We start from the raw sequence: 20,886 nt of genomic DNA on the forward strand, positions 1-20,886 counted from the left end.
TCTCGTCGTCTCGGCCCGAGTCCGGGGTCGAGTCCCGGCCCGGGTCCCGCCCGCAGTCCGCCCCGGGCGAACACCGGCCGCTCCGGCTCCGCCCCCGGCGAACACGGCCGGGTCGCCCGGGTGCCGTCCGATAGATTCGCCTCCGAAGCGACAACTGAAACGGAGCGACACATGGCCGATATGGCGATGCCCAACAGTGTTTTCGACCGCCTTCTCAAGGACCGGATCATCTGGCTCGGTTCTGAGGTGCGCGACGAGAATGCGAACGAGATCGCAGCGAAGCTCCTGCTCCTCGCGGCCGAGGACGCCGAGAAGGACATCTTCCTGTACATCAACTCGCCCGGCGGCTCGATCACCGCGGGAATGGCGATCTACGACACGATGCAGTTCGTGCCGAACGACATCGTGACGGTCGGCATCGGCATGGCGGCGTCCATGGGTCAGCTCCTGCTCACCGCGGGGACCCAGGGCAAGCGCTACATCACGCCGAACGCGCGCGTCCTACTGCACCAGCCGCACGGCGGGTTCGGCGGCACCGCGTCCGACATCCAGACGCAGGCGCAGCTGATCCTCGACATGAAGAAGCGCCTCGCCGAGATCACCGCGAAGGCGACCGGCAAGACCGTCGAGCAGGTCAACGAGGACGGCGACCGCGACCGCTGGTTCAGCGCCGAGGAGGCCCTGGCCTACGGCTTCGTCGACCACATCCGCTCCTCGGCGACCGACGTCGCCGGCGGCGGCGGAACCGCCACCGACAGCTGAGCACCCCGACGCGCCGAGAGATCAGGAAGAGACAATGAACACACCCACCTTCGGCGGGACGGCCTTCGGCTCCGGAGCCGCGCCCTCCTCCCGCTACATCCTCCCCACGTTCGAGGAGCGCACGGCCTACGGCTACAAGCGCCAGGACCCCTACGCGAAGCTCTTCGAGGACCGCATCATCTTCCTCGGCGTGCAGGTCGACGACGCGTCCGCGGACGACATCATGGCCCAGCTCCTCGTGCTCGAGAGCCAGGACCCGGACCGCGACATCGTGATGTACATCAACTCGCCCGGTGGCTCCTTCACCGCGATGACGGCGATCTACGACACGATGCAGTACATCCGCCCGCACATCCAGACCGTCGTCCTCGGTCAGGCCGCGTCGGCCGCAGCGGTGCTCACCGCGGCGGGCACGCCCGGCAAGCGCCTGGCGCTGCCGAACGCGCGCATCCTGATCCACCAGCCGGCCGTGCAGCAGGGCGGTGGCCAGGCCTCGGACATCGAGATCCAGGCCGCGGAGATCATGCGCATGCGCGAGTGGCTCGAGAAGACGCTGTCCTTCCACTCCAACCGCTCCCCGGAGCAGGTCAAGAAGGACATCGACCGCGACAAGATCCTCGGCGCTGACGACGCGCTCGAGTACGGACTGATCGACCAGATCCTGACCAGCCGCAAGGGCGTTCCCGCCCTCACGGTCTGACCTCGGGAGCCCGACCGATCGTCGAAGGGCCGGGAGGCGGAGCGATCCGCCGCCCGGCCCTTCCGCATGCCGGCGGGCGGATCCGCGCCGCCGGACCGTAGCAAACCGACACGGACGGGGCAATGGTCCGCCGATCCGGCCCGCCTGCCGAGCCCCCTCGGCTCAGCGGCTAGGCTCGGTCCTGAGTTCGGCGGTTCCGCATGACCGCCCTCTGCGAGACGCTCGACGGCACCGCCGCCCGAGAGCACCGACGCACGACAAGGAAGTGGGGCATCCCCGTGGCACGTATTGGCGAAAGCGCCGACCTGCTGAAGTGCTCGTTCTGCGGCAAGAGCCAGAAGCAGGTCCAGCAGCTCATCGCCGGTCCCGGCGTCTACATCTGCGACGAGTGCGTCGAGCTGTGCAACGAGATCATCGAGGAGCGCCTCTCCGAGTCGAGCGAGGAGACGAGCCACGAGTTCGACCTCCCGAAGCCGAAGGAGATCTACGGCTTCCTCGAGGAGTACGTGATCGGCCAGGAGCAGGCCAAGCGCGCCCTCGCCGTCGCGGTCTACAACCACTACAAGCGCGTGCGGGTGCGCAACACCATCACCGCCGCGGACGCGATCCACGACGAGATCGAGATCGCCAAGAGCAACATCCTGCTGATCGGCCCCACCGGCTGCGGCAAGACCTACCTCGCGCAGACGCTGGCCAAGCGGTTGAACGTCCCGTTCGCCGTGGCCGACGCGACGGCGCTGACCGAGGCGGGCTACGTCGGCGAGGACGTCGAGAACATCCTGCTCAAGCTGATCCAGGCCGCGGACTACGACGTCAAGCGGGCCGAGACCGGCATCATCTACATCGACGAGGTCGACAAGATCGCCCGTAAGGCCGAGAACCCGTCGATCACCCGCGACGTCTCGGGCGAGGGCGTGCAGCAGGCGCTGCTGAAGATCCTCGAGGGCACCGTCGCCTCGGTGCCGCCGCAGGGCGGGCGTAAGCACCCGCACCAGGAGTTCATCCAGATCGACACGACGAACGTGCTGTTCATCGTGGCCGGCGCCTTCGCCGGGCTGGAGGACATCATCTCCTCGCGCGCGGGCAAGCGCGGCATCGGCTTCGGCGCCCCGCTGCACAACAAGCAGGACGAGATCAACATCTTCAGCGAGGTGCTCCCGGAGGACCTGCACAAGTTCGGGCTCATCCCCGAGTTCATCGGCCGCCTCCCGGTGGTCACCACCGTCACGCAGCTCGACCAGGTCGCGCTGATGCAGATCCTGACCGAGCCGCGCAACGCGCTGGTCAAGCAGTACCAGCGGATGTTCGAGATCGACGGGGTCGAGCTCGAGTTCGACCGCGGCGCCCTCGAGGCGATCGCCGATCTCGCCGTGCTGCGCCAGACCGGAGCCCGCGGCCTCCGCGCCATCCTCGAGGAGGTGCTCGGTCCGATCATGTTCGAGGTGCCGTCCTCCGACGAGGTCGCCCGCGTGGTCGTCACCCGCGCCGCTGTCCTCGACAACGCCGCGCCGACCATCGTGCCGCACGCTCCGCGCCGCCAGGAGAAGAGCGCCTGAGCCGCCTCCGCCGGGCCGTCGCGTGACCAGTTCGCGCTGATTGGCCCGGCGTTCGCACGCCCGGGCGGGACGCGGTTCCCTACTCTGGCGGAGCGCGTCGCCGATGCGTCCGCCGGCTTCGCGCCCGGCCGGGTCAGCGACCGGAGGCACCGTCATCGTCCAGCCGCTCCTCGCCGGGATCGTCGCCGCGCTCACCGGCTTCTCCAGCTCCTTCGCGATCGTCCTCGCGGGCGTCGTCGCCGTCGGCGCCACCGATGCTCAGGCCGCGTCGGGTCTGCTCGCGGTCTGCGTGCTGCAGGGCGTGCTCTGCATCGCGCTGAGTGTGCGCTACCGGGTGCCGATGACCTTCGCCTGGAGCACCCCGGGCGCCGCGCTGCTCGCCGCCACCGCGACCCTGCCCGGGGGCTTCGACCGCGCGGTCGGCGCGTTCCTCGTCGCGTCCGCGCTGATCGTCGTGACGGGTCTCTGGCCGGCGCTCGGGAGGCTCGTGGCGCGCATCCCGCGGCCGCTCGCCAACGCGATGCTGGCCGGCATCCTGTTCCCGCTCGTGCTGGCGCCCGTGCGGGCGGCGGTCGAGATCCCGCTGCTCGCGCTGCCGGTCATCGCGCTCTGGCTGATCCTGCTCCGCCTCCTGCCGCGCTGGGCGGTGCCGGCGGCGATCGCGCTCGCGATCGTGCTGCTGCTCATCACGGACGGCGCCGCCCTCGCCGGCGCGCCGCTGCTGCCGGTCCCCGAGTTCGTCGTACCGGTCTTCGAGATCGGCGCGATGGCCGGCATCGGGCTGCCGCTCTACGTCGTCACGATGGCGGGGCAGAACATCCCCGGCATCGCGGTGCTGTCGAGCCTCGGCTTCGAGGCGCACTCCCGTCCGGCGATCGTGTCGAGCGGCCTCGCCTCCGGCGTCTCCGCGGTGTTCGGGGGAGTGCCGGTCAACTACGCGGCGCTGAGTGCTGCTCTGACCGCGGGTCCGGAGGCCTCGCCGCAGCCGGAGAAGCGGTGGATCGCCTCGGTCTCGGCGGGAGCGTCCTATCTGGTGCTCGGCGCGGTCGCGGGAGCGGCCGCAGCGCTCGTCTCCTCCGCCAGTCCGCTGCTGATCGAGGCGGTCGCCGGGCTGGCGCTGCTCGGCGTGTTCGTCTCGTCGGTGCAGGCCGCGGTCGAGGACGCGCGACTGCGCCTCCCGGCCGCCTCGACCCTGCTCGTCACCGCGTCCGGCATCGCGGTCGCGGGGATCGGCTCCGCGTTCTGGGGCCTGGTGGTGGGGCTGGTCGTGCTGGCCTGGCTGCACCCGCGTCGGGTGGCCCGCCACTCCTGACCCCCGGGACGAGCCCTCGGATCAGGCGAGTCCGCGGCGCCGCAGCAGGGGCTCGGTGCGCGCGTCGCGCCCGCGGAACTCCCGATAGGCGACGAGCGGGTCGCGCGAGCCGCCGATCTCGAGGATCCGCCGCCGGAACCGCTCGCCGGCCGCGCGGTCGAGTCCGCCGTTCTCCTCGAACCACTCGACGGTGTCGGCGTCGAGGATCTCGCTCCAGATGTAGGAGTAGTAGCCCGCGGAGTAGCCGCCCGAGAAGACGTGCTTGAAGTACGTGCTGCGGTAGCGCGGCGGGATCGCAGGGACCAGCAGCCCGGCGGCCTCCAGCGCTCGCGTCTCGAACTCCACGACGTCGGCACGGTCGGCGGAGGCCGGCGTCTCGTGCCAGGCGAGGTCGAGCAGAGCGGCGGCCAGGTACTCCGTGGTCGCGAAGCCCTCGCCCCAGAGCGCCGCCGCCTCGAGCTGCTCGACGACGGCGGCCGGCAGCGGTTCGCCGGTCTCGACGTGCCGGGCGTAGACGGGCAGCAGCTCCGGGTGCCGGATCCACATCTCGTTGACCTGACTCGGGAACTCGACGAAGTCGCGGAAGACGCTCGTCCCGCCGAAGCGCGGGTAGCGCGTGGTCGCGAAGAGGCCGTGCAGCGCGTGCCCGAACTCGTGGAAGAGGGTCTCGACCTCGTCGAGGCTGAGCAGCGCGGGCTCCCCGTCGCCGGGCGCCGAGATGTTCAGCGTGTTGACGACGACGGCGGAGTCGCCGAGCAGCGTCGTGCGAGTGCGGAGCGAGTTCATCCAGGCGCCGCCGCGCTTGGAGTCGCGCGTGAACGGGTCGAAGAGGAACAGACCGAGCGGGGTGCCGTCCTCCTCCGCGACCTCGAAGACACGGACGTGCGCGCTGTGCCCGACCAGGTCGGGCCGCTCCGCGAACCGGACGCCGTAGAGCCCGGTCGCGGCGGCGAAGACGCCCTCGCGCAGGACGCGCTCGAGCTCGAAGTAGGGGCGGAGCGCGCTGGAGTCGACGGCGTAGCGCGCGGTGCGGACGCGCTCCTCGTAGTAGGCCCGGTCCCAGGCCTCGAGCGTGAAGCGCGGCTGCCCCGCGGCGTCCTGCTCGGCGTCGGCCTGCTGCTGCATCTGCTCGAGCTCGGCGCGGGCGTTCCAGGCGGCGGGGATCGCGAGCTCCTCGAGGAGAGCGCGGACGCGCTCGGGTGTGCCGGCCGTCTGGCCCGAGATCACGAACGCTGCGTGCGAGGAGTGGCCCAGCAGCGCGGCGCGCTCGGCGCGCAGGGCGACGATGTCGAGCAGGACTTCCCGATTGTCGTGCAGTCCGCCCTCCCCGGCGCGGCCGAGGGAGGCGCGCACGATCCGCTCGCGGACGGAGCGATCGCGCAGGCGGGCGAGCCACGGGTGCCCGGAGTAGAGGGGAAGCGTCACGAGGTGGCCGTCGGCGCCGCGGTCCGCGGCGGCACGGGCGGCGGCGGAGATCTCGGACGCGTCGAGTCCGTCCAGCTGCTCGGCGCGCTCCAGCAGCACGGCCCGCTCGTTGGTGTCGGCGAGCAGGTTCTTGTCGAATCGGGTGGTGAGGCTCGACAGCCGCTCGTTCAGCGCGCTGAGCCGGGTCTTGCCGGCGTCGTCGAGGAGGGCGCCCGCGCGCTCGAAGCGCAGGAGGACGCGCTCCAGCAGGTAGGCGGTCTCGTCGTCGAGGTCGAGCGCCGCCTCGCGGTCGGCGAGCGAGCGGACCCGGGCGTAGAGGCGCGGGTCGAGGGTGATCGCGTCGTCGTGCGCGGAGAGCAGGGGAGCGAGCTCCTCCTCGACGGCGTCGGTCAGCGGCGTGCGATCGGAGGCGCCCACCGTGAAGAAGACCGCGCTGACCCGGCGCAGCTCCCGCCCGGAGCGCTCGAGCGCCACCAGCGTGTTCTCGACCGTCGGTTCGTCGGGGGAGGAGGCGATGGCCTCGATCTCCGCACGGTGCCGCCGCAGCGCCTCCTCGAAGGCCGGGCGGTACGCCTCCGGCTCGACCGCCGCGAAGTCGGGCAGCCCGTGCGGCAGCCCGCTCGGCTCGAGGAGGACGGCGACGGCATCGGAGGTGCTCATCCAGCGAGCCTAGAGCCGCCGCCGCCTGCCGATCGCGCAGCCGATGGAGCGCCTCGCGCCTCATGCTGATCGGAGCGCCCCGCATCATGCTGATCGAGTAGCCCGCGGAGCGGGCGTATCGAGATCCACCGTTGCAACAAGTGGAGTATGCAGGCCCGCCATGTCGTCGACGGTGGGTCTCGATACGCCCCTGCGGGGCTACTCGACCAGCATGGGCTGGGTATCGCGGGCTACTCGACCAAGATGAGACCCCATGCTGATCGAGTAGCGCGCGCAGCGCGCGTATCGAGATCCACCCCGTCAGTGGCTCAGCCCCAGTCGTCGTCCTCGCCCTCGACGCGGCCCTGCGGCTGGGTGATGTAGGCGGCGTCCTCGTCCGGGCGGTAGGTGATGGTGGTGCCGTCGTCGAGCTCGAGCACGGGCTTGCCCTCGAGCCAGGTCAGCGTCCAGCGCCAGGCGGAGCTGTCCGTGCCGGCGGCGGCGAGCTCGCCCTCCACGTCGCGGACGGCGGTGACGACGATCTCGGGCAGGGTGGACGGCGTGTCTCCGCCGACCGGCCAGCGCGTTCCGAGCTGCATGGGTGTTCCTCTCGAGAGAAGGGAAGGGGAGCGGACCGTGGCCCGCTCCCCGGGTGATCAGGCGGTCGGCTCGGTCTCGAGCTCGATCTGCACGGCCAGCGCGTCGCCCTCGGCGAAGTCGAGTGCCGCGATCCGGCCGACGGCCGCGAGGTCGCCCGCGGCGAGCCGCAGCGACGCCACCAGCTCGGCCGGCGCGGTGACGACGGCGGAGCGGGCCGGCGTCTTCTGCGAGGCCTTCGCATCGGTCTTCGCCCGGCGGATCGCGGTCAGCACGGTGCTGGCCGCGCTGAGAACGGCCGGGTCGCCGCCGAGAGCGGCCTGCTCCGGCCACGGCTGCACGTGCACCGAGCCGTCGTGCGACCAGGACCAGGTCTCCTCGACCGCGAACGGGATGAACGGCGCGAACAGCCGCTGCAGGACGTCCAGCGCACGGTGCAGGGCGGCGGCCGCGGACGCGCCGTTCTCGCCGTACGCGCGCTCCTTCACCAGCTCCAGGTAGTCGTCGCAGAACGTCCAGAAGAACGCCTCGGTGATCTCGAGCGCACGGGCGTGGTCGTAGTTCTCCAGCGCCGTCGTGGCGTCCGCCACCACGCCGTCGAGTGCGGCGAGCATGCTCAGGTCGAGGGGATCGCTGACCGTCGCGCCCTCCGGCAGCGGGAAGCCGTGGATGAACTTCGCCGCGTTGAGCACCTTGATCGCCAGGCGGCGGCCGATCTTGATCTGCGTCGGGTTCTGCGGGTCGAACGCCGCATCGGTGCCCAGGCGCGAGGAGGCGGCCCAGTAGCGCACCGCGTCCGAGCCGTGCTGCTCGAGCATCCCGGCCGGAGTGACGACGTTGCCCTTCGACTTCGACATCTTCTTGCGGTCGGGGTCGACGATGAAGCCGGAGACCGTCGCGGTGCTCCACGGCGCGCGGCCGTCCTCGAGCTGCGAGCGCAGCAGGGTCGAGAAGAGCCAGGTGCGGATGATGTCCTGCCCCTGGGGGCGCAGGTCGTAGGGCGCGACCAGCTGCCAGAGCTCGTCGTCGCGCTCCCAGCCGCCGGCGAGCTGCGGGGTGAGCGAGGAGGTCGCCCAGGTGTCCATCACGTCGAGCTCGCCCTGGAAGCCGCCGGCCACGCCGCGCTGGTCCTCCGAGTAGCCGGGGGCGGCGTCCGAGGACGGGTCGACGGGCAGTGCCGACTCCTCGGGGACGATCGGCGCGTCGAAGACCGGGTTGCCGTCGCCGTCGAGCGGGTACCAGACCGGGATCGGCACGCCGAAGAAGCGCTGGCGCGAGATCAGCCAGTCGCCTGCGAGGCCGTTCACCCAGTTCTCGTAGCGGACGCGCATGAACTCGGGCACGAACCGCACGTCGCGGCCGAGCTCGAGCAGGCGCTCCTTGAGCGCCGCGTCGCGGGCGCCGTTGACGATGTACCACTGGCGGGTCGAGACGATCTCGAGCGGCTTGTCGCCCTTCTCGAAGAACTTCACCGGGTGCACGATCGGGCGGGGCTCGCCGACCATCTCGCCCGACTCGGTGAGCAGCGCGACCACGGTCTGCTTCGCGGAGAACACGGTCTTGCCGGCGAGCTGCGCGAACGCGGCACGGCCGGCCTCGCTCTCGATGGCGGCGGGCGCCTCGGAGATCAGGCGGCCGTCGAAGCCGATGACCGCGCGGTTGGGCAGATCGAGCTCGCGCCACCAGACGACGTCGGTCAGGTCGCCGAAGGTGCAGATCATCGCGATGCCCGAGCCCTTGTCCTTCTGCGCGAGGTGGTGCGCGAGCACGGGCACCTCGACGTCGAAGAGCGGGGTGCGCACGGTCGTGCCGAAGAGGGCCTGGTAGCGCTCGTCGTCCGGGTGCGCCACGAGCGCGACGCAGGCGGGCAGCAGCTCGGGGCGGGTCGTCTCGATGAAGACGTCCTCGGCGCCGTCGCGGTGGAAGCCGATGCGGTGGTACGCGCCGGGCTGGTCCTTGTCCTCCAGCTCGGCCTGCGCGACCGCGGTGCGGAAGGTGATGTCCCAGAGGGTCGGCGCCTGCGCCTGGTAGGCCTCGCCGCGCGCCAGGTTGCGGAGGAAGGCGCGCTGCGAGGCGGCCTGCGACTCCTCGCCGATGGTGCGGTAGCTCTGCGTCCAGTCGACCGAGAGGCCGAGGGTGCGCCAGAGGTCCTCGAACTGCTTCTCGTCCTCGACGGTGAGGCGCTCGCAGAGCTCGATGAAGTTGCGGCGCGAGATCGGCTTCTGGTCGGCCGCCTTGCTGCTCTTGTTGTCGCCGCCCTCGAACGGCGGCACGAAGCCGGGCGTGTAGGGGAGGGTCGGGTCGCAGCGGACGCCGTAGTAGTTCTGCACCCGGCGCTCGGTGGGCAGGCCGTTGTCGTCCCAGCCCATCGGGTAGAAGACGCTCTTGCCGCGCATGCGCTGGAAGCGGGCGACGACGTCGGTGTGCGTGTAGGAGAAGACGTGCCCGATGTGCAGCGAGCCGGAGGCGGTCGGCGGCGGGGTGTCGATCGAGTAGACGTCCGCGCGGGAGAGGCCGGTGCGATCGAACCGGTAGGTGCCGTCCGTCTGCCAGACGAGGCCCCACTTGCTCTCGAGGCCCTCGAGGGCGGGCTTGGCGGGGAGGCGGTCGGCGACGGTCATGGTTCTCCGGTTCGATATGGGCGGCACCGCGTCGGTGGTGATGATGCCTGGGTGGGGGCTCTCGGAGCGTGTCGCTCACCGGCCGCGACGATCCTACCGCGGGGCCGGGAAGCCGCGACGGGCGGGCGCGGTCAGCCGACGACGGGCGCGAAACCGCGGCAGACCGGCGTCAGCGCCTCGTCGAGGTAGGGCACCAGCTCCCCGCGGGTCGGCCCCGCGGCCGCCCAGGCCTGCACCGCGGCGACCGCCGCACCGACGCTCGCGTAGGCGACGGCGTGCGCCACGTGGGCCGGCAGCGGACGTCCGGCCCGCGCTCGCACGAACTCCGCGACGATCGCCGCCTGCCGAGCGAGCCGCGAGAGAGCCGACGCCTGCAGCTCGTGCACGCTGCCGATCAGCTCGGTCTGGGTCAGCGCCCACGGCACGCTCGACGGACCGAAGCCCGCGCCGACCGCGAGCAGCGCGCCGCGCAGAGCGTCCATCGTCGACGCGTCCGGGGAGGCCGTCTCGAGCGCCGCCGGCAGCTCGGCCAGCCGGTCGTCGACGAGCACCCAGAAGACGTCGCTCTTCGAGGCGAAGTAGTTGAAGAAGGTGTTGCGCGAGACGCCGGCGCGCTGGGCGATCTGCTCGACCGTCGTGCCCGCGTAGCTCTGCTCGACGAAGAGATCGAGAGCCGCGTCCTCGAGCATGGAGCGCGACGACGCCCGCGGCCGTCCGCGACCCGCTCCCGCTGTCCGCGCCATGACCGCCTCCGCCCCTGTCCGGCGACCGCCGACGCGCTAGGATAACGGCTGGACGACTTCGACCCGGCCATCACCGGTGAGTCTCCGGAAGAACAGCCCGGCCCCGGCCGCGGCCCAGTAGACCCGGACGGGTACGGCCCGTGACAGCCGATCGAGTGGGAGCGACCAGGGACAGCCCGTGAGGGCCGGTCCTGGGCGGTTCAAGCGAGGTGGTACCGCGACCCGGCCCGGGGTCTGAGATCCGGGCGGGCCGTCCTCGTGCAGACCAGCAGCACTGCCAGGAGACCGCACGTGACCTACCCCCTGACCCCGCCCACCCCCCGCGATGCCGAGAGCGCCGGAGACGACCCGAGCACCGGCGTCCCCGCGAGCACCGGCTCCGCCTTCGGCCGCGGCGTCCCCGCGTCGCCGCGGTTCCCGCAGATCGAGGAGAAGGTCCTCGCCTACTGGAAGGCCGACGACACCTTCCAGGAGTCGATCCGCTCCCGCGAGGGCGCTCAGGAGTGGGTGTTCTACGACGGCCCGCCCTTCGCCAACGGCCTGCCGCACTACGGGCACCTGCTGACCGGCTACGCCAAGGACGTCTTCCCCCGCTTCCAGACGATGCGCGGCAAGCAGGTGCACCGCCGCTTCGGCTGGGACACGCACGGCCTGCCCGCCGAGCTCGAGGCGGAGCGGCAGCTCGGCATCACCGACAAGTCGCAGATCGAGGAGATGGGCGTCGCCGCCTTCAACGCGGCCGCCAAGGAGTCGGTGCTGCGCTACACGGGGGAGTGGCAGGACTACGTCACCCGCCAGGCGCGCTGGGTCGACTTCGACAACGACTACAAGACCCTCGACCCCACCTTCATGGAGTCCGTGATCTGGGCCTTCAAGCGGCTCTACGACAAGGGCCTCGCCTACGAGGGCCACCGCGTGCTGCCGTACTGCTGGCGCGACCAGACGCCGCTCTCGAACCACGAGCTGCGGATGGACGACGACGTCTACAAGATGCGCCAGGACCAGACGGTCACGGTCACCTTCCCCCTCGTCGGCGAGACCGCCGAGGCGCTGAACCTCACCGCCGTCCGCGCCCTCGCCTGGACGACGACCCCGTGGACGCTGCCCACCAACGCCGCGCTCGCCGTCGGCCCCGACATCGAGTACGCCGTGCTGGCGGCCGGCCCGAACGGCGCCGCCGACGGCAAGGGCGAGCCGGAGGAGCGCGAGCTCTCGGCCGAGTACCTGCTCGCCATCGACCAGATCGGCGCCTACGCGAAGGACCTCGGCTACGAGGACGCGGAGTCGGCCCTGGCCGCCGTCTCGCGCACGCACCGCGGCCGCGAGCTCGAGGGCATCAGCTACGACCGCCTCTGGGACCACTACGCCGACACCGAGCAGTGGGGCACGCAGAACGCGTGGCGCATCCTCGTCGCCGACTACGTGACCACCAGCGAGGGCACCGGCATCGTGCACCAGGCGCCCGCCTACGGCGAGGACGACCAGAAGGTCTGCGAGGCGGCGGGCATCCCCGTCATCATCTCCGTCGACGACGGCGGCCGCTTCCTGCCGCAGATCAGCGAGGTCGCCGGCCTGCAGGTCTTCGAGGCCAACAAGCCGCTGACGCAGCTCCTCAAGGCGCAGCACCGCCTGCTCCGCCAGGCCAGCTACGAGCACAGCTACCCGCACTGCTGGCGCTGCCGCAACCCGCTGATCTACAAGGCCGTCTCGAGCTGGTTCGTCCGCGTCACCGCGATCCGCGACCGGATGGAGGAGCTGAACCAGGAGATCACCTGGGTCCCCGAGAACGTCAAGGACGGCCAGTTCGGCAAGTGGCTCTCCGGAGCGCGCGACTGGTCGATCAGCCGCAACCGCTACTTCGGCTCGCCGATCCCGGTCTGGAAGAGCGACGACCCGGACTACCCGCGCATCGACGTCTACGGCTCGCTCGACGAGCTCGAGCGCGACTTCGGCGTGCGCCCGGAGGACCTGCACCGTCCGTACATCGACGAGCTCACCCGCCCGAACCCCGACGACCCCACCGGCCGCTCGACGATGCGCCGCATCAGCGACGTGCTCGACGTCTGGTTCGACTCCGGCTCGATGCCGTTCGCGCAGGTGCACTACCCGTTCGAGAACTCCGACTGGTTCGACTCGCACAACCCCGCCGACTTCATCGTCGAGTACATCGGGCAGACCCGCGGCTGGTTCTACACGCTGCACGTGCTCTCGACCGCGCTCTTCGACCGGCCGGCCTTCCGCAACGTGGTCAGCCACGGCATCGTGCTCGGCAACGACGGGCAGAAGATGTCCAAGTCGCTGCGCAACTACCCGGACGTCGCCGAGGTCTTCGACCGCGACGGCTCCGACGCCATGCGCTGGTTCCTGATGTCGAGCCCGGTCCTGCGCGGCGGCAACCTCGTCGTCACCGAGGAGGGCATCCGCGAGGGCGTGCGCCAGGTGCTGCTGCCGCTCTGGAACACCTGGTACTTCTTCTCGCTCTACGCCAACGCCTCCGTCGACGCGGCGGGCGAGGGCTACAGCGCCCGCCGCCGCACCGACTCCGAGGACGTGCTCGACCGCTACCTGCTGGCCAAGACGCACGACCTGATCGAGACCGTCACCGGCCACCTCGAGGCGCTCGACTCGACCCTCGCGGCGGCCGCGCTCCGCGACTTCGCCGACGTGCTGACCAACTGGTACGTCCGCCGCTCGCGCGACCGCTTCTGGCAGGGCGTCGACGCCGAGGGCCGCGGCACGGAGGCGTTCGACACGCTCTTCACCGTGCTCGAGACCGTCTGCCGGGTGGCCGCGCCGCTGCTCCCGCTGATGACCGAGGAGATCTGGCAGGGCCTGACCGGCGGCCGGAGCGTGCACCTGGCCGACTGGCCGGACGCCGCCGAGTTCCCTGTCGACGAGTCGCTCGTGCACGCGATGGACGCCGTCCGCGGCATCTCCTCCACCGCGCTGTCGCTGCGCAAGCAGGCCGGCCTCCGGGTCCGCCTGCCGCTCGCGCGGCTCACGGTCGTCGTCGACGACGCCGCCGAGCTGGCGCCGTTCGAGGCGATCCTGCGCGACGAGCTGAACGTCAAGGAGGTGTCGCTGGTCCCCCTGGTCGAGTCCAGCGCGGCCGACTACGGCGTCACCTCGCGCCTCTCCGTCAACGCGCGCGCCGCGGGCCCCCGCCTCGGCAAGGGCGTGCAGACCGTCATCAAGGCCGCGAAGGCCGGCGACTGGAGCGAGACCGACGGCGTCGTCACCGCCGGCGGCGTCGAGCTGGTCGAGGGCGAGTACGAGCTGACCCTGGAGGTCGGCGGCTCGGGAGCCGACGACCGCGCGATCGCGCTGCTGCCGCGCGGCGGCTTCGTGCTGCTCGACACGGCGACCACGCCGGAGCTGGAGGCCGAGGGCCTGGCCCGCGACCTGATCCGCGCCGTGCAGGACGCCCGCAAGGCCGCCGGCTTCGAGGTCAGCGACCGCATCGAGCTCGAGATCGTCCTCGACGAGATGAGCATGGCGGCTCTCGAGCCGCACGCGCTCTGGATCGCCGAGGAGACCCTCGCGACCGGCTTCGGGTTCGCCGCGCTCACCACTGCGCTGGAGGGCGGCGAGGGTGCGATCGCCTTCGGGCCCGCCGGCACCGCCATCATCCGCGTCGAGAAGGTGGAGGCCTTCGATGTCTGACAAGGACCGCTACTCCGAGGAGGACGCCCGGCTCGCGCGTGAGGCGGCCGACGCCGTCTACGCGAGCCTGCTGAAGCGGCTCGGCGAGGCGAGCCCCCGCCCGCGGCTCGCACCGACGCGGCGGGCCGTCGACTACATGGGCGACCCGCAGCAGGCCTACCCCGTCATCCAGGTCGCCGGCACCAACGGCAAGACCTCGACCAGCCGGATGATCGAGAGTCTGCTCCGCGCCCACGGGCTGCGGGTCGGCCTCTTCACCAGCCCGCACCTCGAGCGCTTCAACGAGCGGATCGTCATCGACGGCGCGCCGATCTCCGACCTCAGCCTCGCCACGAACTGGCTCGACGTCGAGCCCTACCTCACCATGACCGACGCCGAGCTCGTCGGCCGGGGCGAGAGCACGCTCTCGTTCTTCGAGGCGCTCACCGTGCTGGCTTACGCGGCCTTCGCGGACGCTCCGGTCGACGTCGCGGTGATCGAGGTCGGCATGGGCGGCGAGTGGGACTCGACGAACGTCGCGGACGCGCAGGTCGCGGTCTTCACGCCGATCGCGCTCGACCACACCCGGCAGCTCGGAGCGACGATCGAGGAGATCGCCCGCACCAAGTCCGGCATCGTGAAGCCCGCGGCCGCCGTGGTGTCGGCGAAGCAGACCCCGGAGGCGGAGGCGGTACTGCGGCAGGCGGCCGAGCTGACCGAGTCGACGATCGTGTTCGAGGGCGCCGACTTCGACGTCGAGTCGACCACGGTCGCCGTGGGCGGCCAGCTCGTCTCCGTCCGCGGTCTCGTCACCCGCTACGAGCAGCTGCTGCTGCCGTTCTTCGGCGACCACCAGGCCGAGAACGCGGCGGTCGCGATCGCCGCGGTCGAGACGTTCCTCGGCGGCGGCACGCAGGAGCTGACCGGGAACGTCCTCGAGGAGGGCTTCGCCGCCGCGACCTCGCCGGGCCGCCTCCAGATCGTCGGCCAGTCGCCGCGCACGGTCGTCGATGCGGCGCACAATCCGCACGGCGCGGCCTCCCTCGCCTCCGCGATCGAGCGCTACTTCGACTTCGACCGCGTCACCGCGGTCCTCGGCGTCCTCGCCGAGAAGGACGCGGAGGGCATCCTGCGCGCGCTCCTGCCGGTCGTCGACGAGCTCATCGTCACGACCGCCCCGAGCGAGCGCGGAGTCCCGGCCGAGGAGCTCGCCGCCCTCGCGCGCACCGTGTTCCCCGCGGAGTCGGTCCGCGTCGCGGAGGATCCGGACGGCGCGCTCACCGCGGGCCGCCTCCTCGCCGCCCGCACGGACAAGGGCGCCCTGCTCGTGACCGGATCGATCACCCTCGTCGGACGGACGATGACGGTCGCGCGCGACGAGAACTGGCTGGGCGCGTGAGGGCCGGCCGGCCCCGCCGCACCCGGACCGTCCGCGAGAGCCTCGGCTCGATCGTCCTCGGCTTCGAGGCCGTCATCGTCTTCCTCGCGACACTCGTCGCCTTCGGGCTGAAGGCCGCCGATCCGGTGATCGTCCTGGTCGGGGGAGCGGTCGTCTGCCTCGCCCTCGTCGCGACCCTCGGCCTGCTGAACCGGCCGGCCGGCTTCCGGATCGGCTGGGTCCTCCAGTTCGTTATCGTGGCCACCGGTGCCCTGGTGCCGATCATGTTCGTCATTGGCGCGGCGTTCGTCGCCCTGTGGACCTACTGCATGGTCACCGGCACCAAGCTCGACACCCAGGACCGCCGCGCGGCGGACGGGCCCACCGACCCCACCCCCACCGAAGGAGACCGCTGAACCATGGCCATCCAGGAGACCCTCGTCCTCGTCAAGCCCGACGGAGTCGCCCGCAACCTCACCGGCGAGATCCTCCGCCGCATCGAGGCGAAGGGCTACTCCCTCGTCGACATCAAGCTCGTCGAGGCCGACCGCGAGCTGCTCGCCGCCCACTACGCCGAGCACGAGGGCAAGCCGTTCTACGAGCCCCTCGTCGAGTTCATGGAGAGCGGCCCCATCGTCGCCCTCCGCATCGCCGGTGACCGCGTCATCGAGGGCTTCCGCTCCCTCGCCGGCACGACCGACCCCACCACCGCCGCCCCCGGCACCATCCGCGGCGACCTCGGCCGCGACTGGGGCCTCAAGGTCCAGCAGAACCTGGTGCACGGCTCCGACGGTGTCGAATCCGCGGAGCGCGAGCTCGCGCTCTGGTTCGCGTAGCGAACCGCCGCGCGAGCTCGCGCTCCGCGGTGTTTCGCGGTAATCCGCGAAACCGCGGTCGGCTCTCGTAGGCGGGCGCGTTCCGCAGAGCGTCTTGCCTTCGGCGACGGGAAAGCGCTGACACGCGCTTTCCCGGATGCGCCTCCGAGGCGGTCGCCCGCGTGCTCAGGTCCTTCGGCGAGAGCTGCCCGAGCGGGCTGGTCCTCTGAGGTGGGGACGGGAGCGCACATGCTGATCGAGTAGCCCGCGCAGCGGGCGTATCGAGATCCACCGATGTCAGCAGGCTGGTCTGCAGACTCCCGTCCGGACGACGGTGGGTCTCGATGCGCCGCTGCGCGGCTACTCGACCAGCATGTGGCGCGCCGCGTCCGGCTTCGGGCGCCCCGCGCATGCTGAAGGCAGCGCGATGGCCGGCAATCATGCTGATCGAGCAGCCCGCGGAGCGGGCGTGTCGAGATCCTCCGCCTCCCGGGGGCGGCGTCGGGCGTCAGCCCGGCAGCGTCAGAGGTAGGACAGCACGTCGAGTCGCACCTGGGCCATCACGGCGATCGCCAGGTAGCAGACGATCGTGATGAACGGCACCCAGCCGTACGCGGCGCCGGCGAAGCGGCGGACCGCGGCGGGGACCGGGAACACGCCCTCGCGGAGGTTGCGGAGGGTCACCAGCCAGAAGCCGGGGATGACGACGGCCCAGGTGAGCATGCACCAGGGGCAGAGCGTCCCGAGGGCGAAGATGCTCGTCGCGATCAGCCAGCCGACGAAGGCGAGCGCGAAGACGAAGCCGAGGTTGAACAGCGCCCAGAACCAGCGGTCGAAGCGCGCCCCCGCCAGCAGCCCGGCGCCGACGACGATCGGCGCGATCCACGCCGCGACACCGATCAGCGGGTTCGGGAAGCCGAAGATCGCGCCCTGCGCCGACTTCAGGTTGGCGCTGCACTGCACGAGCAGGCTGAAGTCGCAGCCGAGGGCCTCCGACGATCCGCTGAGCGACGTGAACTTGTCGAGGGTCAGCGTGAACGCGGCGATCCAGCCGATCACGCCGAGCACGATCAGGAGCACCGCGAAGAGGACCGGACGCTGCTGGGTGGGGGCGCTCGGCACCTCGGGATCGCTGGACACCGGGGGATTATGGCACGCGGCGAATCGGCGGCTCTGGGAATGCGTGCGATAATCGGAGCCGTCGGCCCGGAAGATCCCGCACCGACGCGAAGAAGGTTTACCGGGCGAGCACCGGGCCACAGGAGATCGACAGCGTTCCGCGAATGAGCGCGACGCATCTCCACGTGTCGGATAGTCAGTTCCGAGGAGAAGCTGCAACCGGAGTCCTGCGCCACGTGAGCGACGGGACCGGGGGAGCGGAAGGATTCGCGGCGGGCCGAGGCCCGTCGCTCGAGAACAGCATCCGGGTCGACGGCGCGGCGCACGACCCGGCCGAGGAGTGCACCAGGAATGGTGGAAGACAACAGCACGGGCGGATCCGAACCGGACCGCGACGAGCCCCGCAGCGGGGCCAGGAAGATCAGTCGCCTCTTCGGTGGCCGTCGGACGAACCGACGGGCCGGATCGAGCGCATCAGCGACAGGGGAAACGATCATCGACACGAACGACGCCGAGCAGAACGGGTCGGACACCGCCGCCCCGGACACGGCAGCCCAGGACACCGAGCAGACCACCGCGCCGGACGCGAGCGCCGAGTCCGGCGAGACGGAAGGGCCGGCCTCGACCGGCGCCGCCTTCTTCACCGCCGGCCCGGAGTCGCCGGCCGACGCCGAGCAGGCCGCGACGGAGGAGTCCGCTCCCCGCCGCCCGCCGCTGCCGAGCACGTCGCTGCTCTTCCAGGCGCCGATCCTGCCGGACTACGTCCAGCTGACCCCGCTCCCGCCCCGCGGCGCGCCGCTCGGCGTCCGCGAGGAGCGCGACGAGCCGGAGGAGGAGCAGGGCTCCGTCCGCCGCCGCTCGCGCCGCCGCAGCGGCGAGAGCGACCGCGGCGGTTCCGACGACCCCGAGAACACCGTCGTCCGGGTCCGTCAGCCGCGCGAGCAGCGCGAGCCCCGCGAGGCGCGCGAGCCGGAGCTCATCACCGAGCCGCAGCGCATCAAGGGCTCGACCCGCCTCGAGGCCAAGAAGCAGCGCCGCCGCGACGGCCGCGACGCCGGCCGCCGCCGCACGGTCGTCACCGAGTCCGAGTTCCTCGCCCGCCGGGAGGCCGTCGACCGCGTCATGGTCGTCCGCTCGAAGGAGGACAGCATCCGCATCGGCGTGCTCGAGGACGGCGTCCTCGCCGAGCACTACGTCGCCCGCTCGCAGGAGGCGTCGCTGATCGGCAACGTCTACCTCGGCCGCGTGCAGAACGTCCTGCCCAGCATGGAGGCGGCCTTCGTCGACATCGGGCGCGGCCGCAACGCCGTGCTCTACTCCGGCGAAGTCGACTGGGACGCCGCGAACAACGCCGGCGGCCCCCGCCGCATCGAGCTCGCGCTCAAGCCCGGCGACCGCGTGCTCGTCCAGGTCACCAAGGACCCGGTCGGCCACAAGGGCGCCCGCCTCACCAGCCAGATCTCGCTCCCGGGCCGCTACCTCGTCTACGTGCCCAACGGCTCGATGAACGGCATCTCGCGCAAGCTCCCGGACACCGAGCGCGCGCGCCTCAAGAAGATCCTCAAGGAGGTCCTCCCCGAGAACGTGGGCGTCATCGTCCGCACGGCCGCCGAGGGCGCCACGGAGGAGCAGCTCACGGTCGACGTCGAGCGCCTCACCGCCCAGTGGACCGCGCTCAGCACCAAGGCCGCGACCGGCCAGGCGCCGGCGCTGCTGCACAGCGAGCCCGACCTGCTGATCAAGATCGTCCGCGACGTCTTCAACGAGGACTTCGAGAAGATGGTGATCGCCGGCGACGACGCCCGCGAGACCATCGAGCTCTACCTCAGCCAGGTCGCTCCCGACCTGCTCGAGCGGGTGCAGGTCTACTCGGGCGAGCAGGACGCGTTCGACGAGTTCCGCATCACCGAGCAGATCGAGAAGGCCCTCGAGCGCAAGGTCTGGCTGCCCAGCGGCGGCTCGCTCGTGATCGACCGCACCGAGGCCATGACGGTCGTCGACGTGAACACCGGCAAGTTCGTCGGCTCCGGCGGCAATCTCGAGGAGACGGTCACCAAGAACAACCTCGAGGCAGCGGAGGAGATCGTCCGCCAGCTCCGGCTGCGGGACATCGGCGGCATCATCGTCGTCGACTTCATCGACATGGTGCTCGAGTCCAACCGCGATCTCGTGCTCCGGCGCCTGGTCGAGTGCCTGAGCCGCGACCGGACGAAGCACCAGGTCGCCGAGGTCACCTCGCTCGGCCTCGTGCAGATGACCCGCAAGAAGCTCGGCCTCGGCCTCCTGGAGACCTTCAGCGAGAACTGCGAGGTCTGCGCGGGCCGCGGCGTCATCGTCCAGCACGACCCGGTGGTCAAGCACCGATCGACCGCCGCTCCGCAGCAGGAGCGTCGCCGCGGCGGCAAGCCCGCCGGCGAGCAGCCCTCGAACGGCCGCAGCGGCTCGGCCGGTCAGAACGGCTACAGCGCCCAGAACGGCGCCGGCGCGCAGAACGGCTCCAAGCCGGTCAGCACCCACGCCATCACCGACGACGCCAAGAACGCGCTCGCGCAGATCGCCGCGAGCACGATCCACCCGGCCGCCGTCCGGCACGCCGCGGAGGAGGCCGTCGCCCTCGTCGACGAGGCCACGACCACCGCGGAGACGCAGCCGGCCGAGCGGCCGGCCGATCCGTCCGCCGAGCAGTCGGGCGAGCAGTCCGCGGAGCGTCAGGGCGAGTCGTCCGGCCGCCGCGAGCGTCCCGCCCGGGGCGAGCGCCGTCGCCGGGGCCGCGACCGCGAGCCGCGCCAGGAGACGCCGGAGTCCGGCGAGCAGCAGGAGTCCGCTCCCGCCGCCCGCGAGACGGCCCAGGAGCCCGCAGCGCAGGAGCCCGCGGCTCAGCCCGTCGCGGCCGAGGCTCCTGCGGCCCAGGCCCCGGTGGTCCCGATCCTCGACATCCCGATCCCGCCCGCTCCGGTCGTGACCGAGCGCCGGGTGCCCAGCGCGGTCGCCGAGCACCTGCTCGACTCCGTCCTGGACGCGCTGCCCGCACCCAAGCAGCCCGGCCAGGGCCGCGCCAAGAGCCGTCGGGTCACCACGGCGGCGCTCACCGGGATCGCGGTCGTGCCCGAGCAGACGCCGCGCCGCGCGCAGTAGCGCGACCAGCGACGATCAGTGGGGCCCGGTGCCCGGCGAGAGCCGGCGCCGGGCCCTCTCCGCGTCCCGGTCCCGGCCCTTCACGCGCAGGCCGCTGTCGCGGAGCCGCTCGACCAGCTCCCGGCTGCCCACGGGCACGGCGCCCGCCGCGAGCAGCTCCTCGCGACGCGCGGCGGGCACGTCGTAGTGATCGAGGTCGAAGCCGCGCTCCGGCAGCCCGACGAGGCGCGCGAAGGCGTGCAGCTCCTCCAGGGAGGAGTCGCTGACGAGGTGGGCCCAGAGCGTGTCGTGGGCGGGCCAGCGCGCCGCGTCGAGGAGGATCGCCATCCGTCGATCGTAGGCGGCGCGCCTGCCCGATCCGCGGCACGGCCTGCACTATCGTGACGGGGTCGTTGGTCGGGCGGCACCCCCTCCGGGGCGGTGCGCGTTTGACCGGGGAGCA

15 protein-coding genes are annotated in these 20,886 nt (G+C 71.7%); 9 read left to right on the forward strand and 6 right to left on the reverse strand.

Annotation, left to right across the window (positions count from 1 at the left end; translation table 11 throughout):
* The first annotated feature begins 120 nt into the window (after positions 1-120).
* From EDF45_RS15485 to EDF45_RS15500, 4 genes are all read left to right on the forward strand, one after another.
* The gene (locus EDF45_RS15485; RefSeq protein WP_260300538.1) at positions 121-762 is read left to right on the forward strand and encodes an ATP-dependent Clp protease proteolytic subunit; all 642 of its coding nucleotides are present in this window, start codon (positions 121-123) and stop codon (positions 760-762) included.
* A 34-nt stretch (positions 763-796) separates the two neighbouring features.
* Positions 797-1,462, forward strand: a complete 666-nt coding sequence (locus EDF45_RS15490; RefSeq protein WP_123445811.1) for an ATP-dependent Clp protease proteolytic subunit — start codon at positions 797-799, stop codon at positions 1,460-1,462.
* 278 nt (positions 1,463-1,740) lie between these two features.
* A complete protein-coding gene (gene clpX / locus EDF45_RS15495; protein ID WP_123445812.1) occupies positions 1,741-3,018 on the forward strand; it encodes an ATP-dependent Clp protease ATP-binding subunit ClpX in 1,278 nt (425 codons plus the stop codon).
* 103 nt (positions 3,019-3,121) lie between these two features.
* Positions 3,122-4,330 (forward strand): benzoate/H(+) symporter BenE family transporter, encoded by a 1,209-nt coding sequence (locus EDF45_RS15500; RefSeq protein WP_123736914.1) that lies wholly within the window; start codon positions 3,122-3,124, stop codon positions 4,328-4,330.
* A 21-nt stretch (positions 4,331-4,351) separates the two neighbouring features.
* Here EDF45_RS15500 and EDF45_RS15505 read toward each other — a convergent pair whose 3' ends face one another.
* From EDF45_RS15505 to EDF45_RS15520, 4 genes are all read right to left on the reverse strand, one after another.
* A complete protein-coding gene (locus EDF45_RS15505; RefSeq protein ID WP_123736915.1) occupies positions 4,352-6,415 on the reverse strand; it encodes a M3 family metallopeptidase in 2,064 nt (687 codons plus the stop codon).
* A gap of 308 nt (positions 6,416-6,723) precedes the next feature.
* Positions 6,724-6,993 (reverse strand): hypothetical protein, encoded by a 270-nt coding sequence (locus EDF45_RS15510; RefSeq protein WP_123736916.1) that lies wholly within the window; start codon positions 6,991-6,993, stop codon positions 6,724-6,726.
* A 57-nt stretch (positions 6,994-7,050) separates the two neighbouring features.
* On the reverse strand, positions 7,051-9,612 hold the full coding sequence (valS, locus tag EDF45_RS15515) for a valine--tRNA ligase (protein ID WP_123736917.1): 2,562 nt from the start codon (positions 9,610-9,612) through the stop codon (positions 7,051-7,053).
* A gap of 131 nt (positions 9,613-9,743) precedes the next feature.
* Positions 9,744-10,301 carry a TetR/AcrR family transcriptional regulator gene (locus EDF45_RS15520; RefSeq protein WP_260312371.1) on the reverse strand — a complete coding sequence of 186 codons (558 nt, stop codon included), beginning with the start codon at positions 10,299-10,301 and terminating at the stop codon, positions 9,744-9,746.
* A gap of 345 nt (positions 10,302-10,646) precedes the next feature.
* Here EDF45_RS15520 and ileS point away from each other — a divergent pair, with 345 nt between their 5' ends.
* From ileS to ndk, 4 genes are read left to right on the forward strand one after another with little or no spacing between them, the layout of a single operon-like run.
* Positions 10,647-14,018: an isoleucine--tRNA ligase gene (gene ileS, locus EDF45_RS15525; RefSeq protein WP_397460054.1), complete on the forward strand. Its 3,372-nt coding sequence runs from the start codon at positions 10,647-10,649 to the stop codon at positions 14,016-14,018.
* Entirely contained in the window at positions 14,011-15,396 is a 1,386-nt protein-coding gene (locus EDF45_RS15530) for a folylpolyglutamate synthase/dihydrofolate synthase family protein (protein WP_123736919.1), read from the forward strand. Before ileS ends, EDF45_RS15530 begins: the two co-directional genes overlap by 8 nt.
* Entirely contained in the window at positions 15,393-15,791 is a 399-nt protein-coding gene (locus tag EDF45_RS15535) for a DUF4233 domain-containing protein (protein WP_243582029.1), read from the forward strand. The genes EDF45_RS15530 and EDF45_RS15535 overlap by 4 nt, the downstream gene beginning before the upstream one ends.
* Positions 15,792-15,794: 3 nt before the next feature.
* Complete coding sequence (ndk, locus tag EDF45_RS15540) at positions 15,795-16,211, forward strand: nucleoside-diphosphate kinase (RefSeq protein WP_123736920.1); 417 nt, start codon at positions 15,795-15,797, stop codon at positions 16,209-16,211.
* A 501-nt stretch (positions 16,212-16,712) separates the two neighbouring features.
* Here ndk and EDF45_RS15545 read toward each other — a convergent pair.
* Positions 16,713-17,330, reverse strand: coding sequence for a vitamin K epoxide reductase family protein (locus tag EDF45_RS15545; protein ID WP_243624527.1), 618 nt, complete (start codon positions 17,328-17,330; stop codon positions 16,713-16,715).
* 330 nt (positions 17,331-17,660) lie between these two features.
* Between EDF45_RS15545 and EDF45_RS15550 the strand changes: the two genes are divergently transcribed.
* Positions 17,661-20,444 (forward strand): Rne/Rng family ribonuclease, encoded by a 2,784-nt coding sequence (locus EDF45_RS15550; RefSeq protein ID WP_123736921.1) that lies wholly within the window; start codon positions 17,661-17,663, stop codon positions 20,442-20,444.
* A 15-nt stretch (positions 20,445-20,459) separates the two neighbouring features.
* Here EDF45_RS15550 and EDF45_RS15555 read toward each other — a convergent pair whose 3' ends face one another.
* Positions 20,460-20,771: a DUF4031 domain-containing protein gene (locus EDF45_RS15555; RefSeq protein ID WP_123732276.1), complete on the reverse strand. Its 312-nt coding sequence runs from the start codon at positions 20,769-20,771 to the stop codon at positions 20,460-20,462.
* Between the last annotated feature and the right edge of the window lie 115 nt (positions 20,772-20,886).

Source organism: Rathayibacter sp. PhB186 (assembly GCF_003751825.1).
GTDB lineage: Bacteria > Actinomycetota > Actinomycetes > Actinomycetales > Microbacteriaceae > Rathayibacter > Rathayibacter festucae.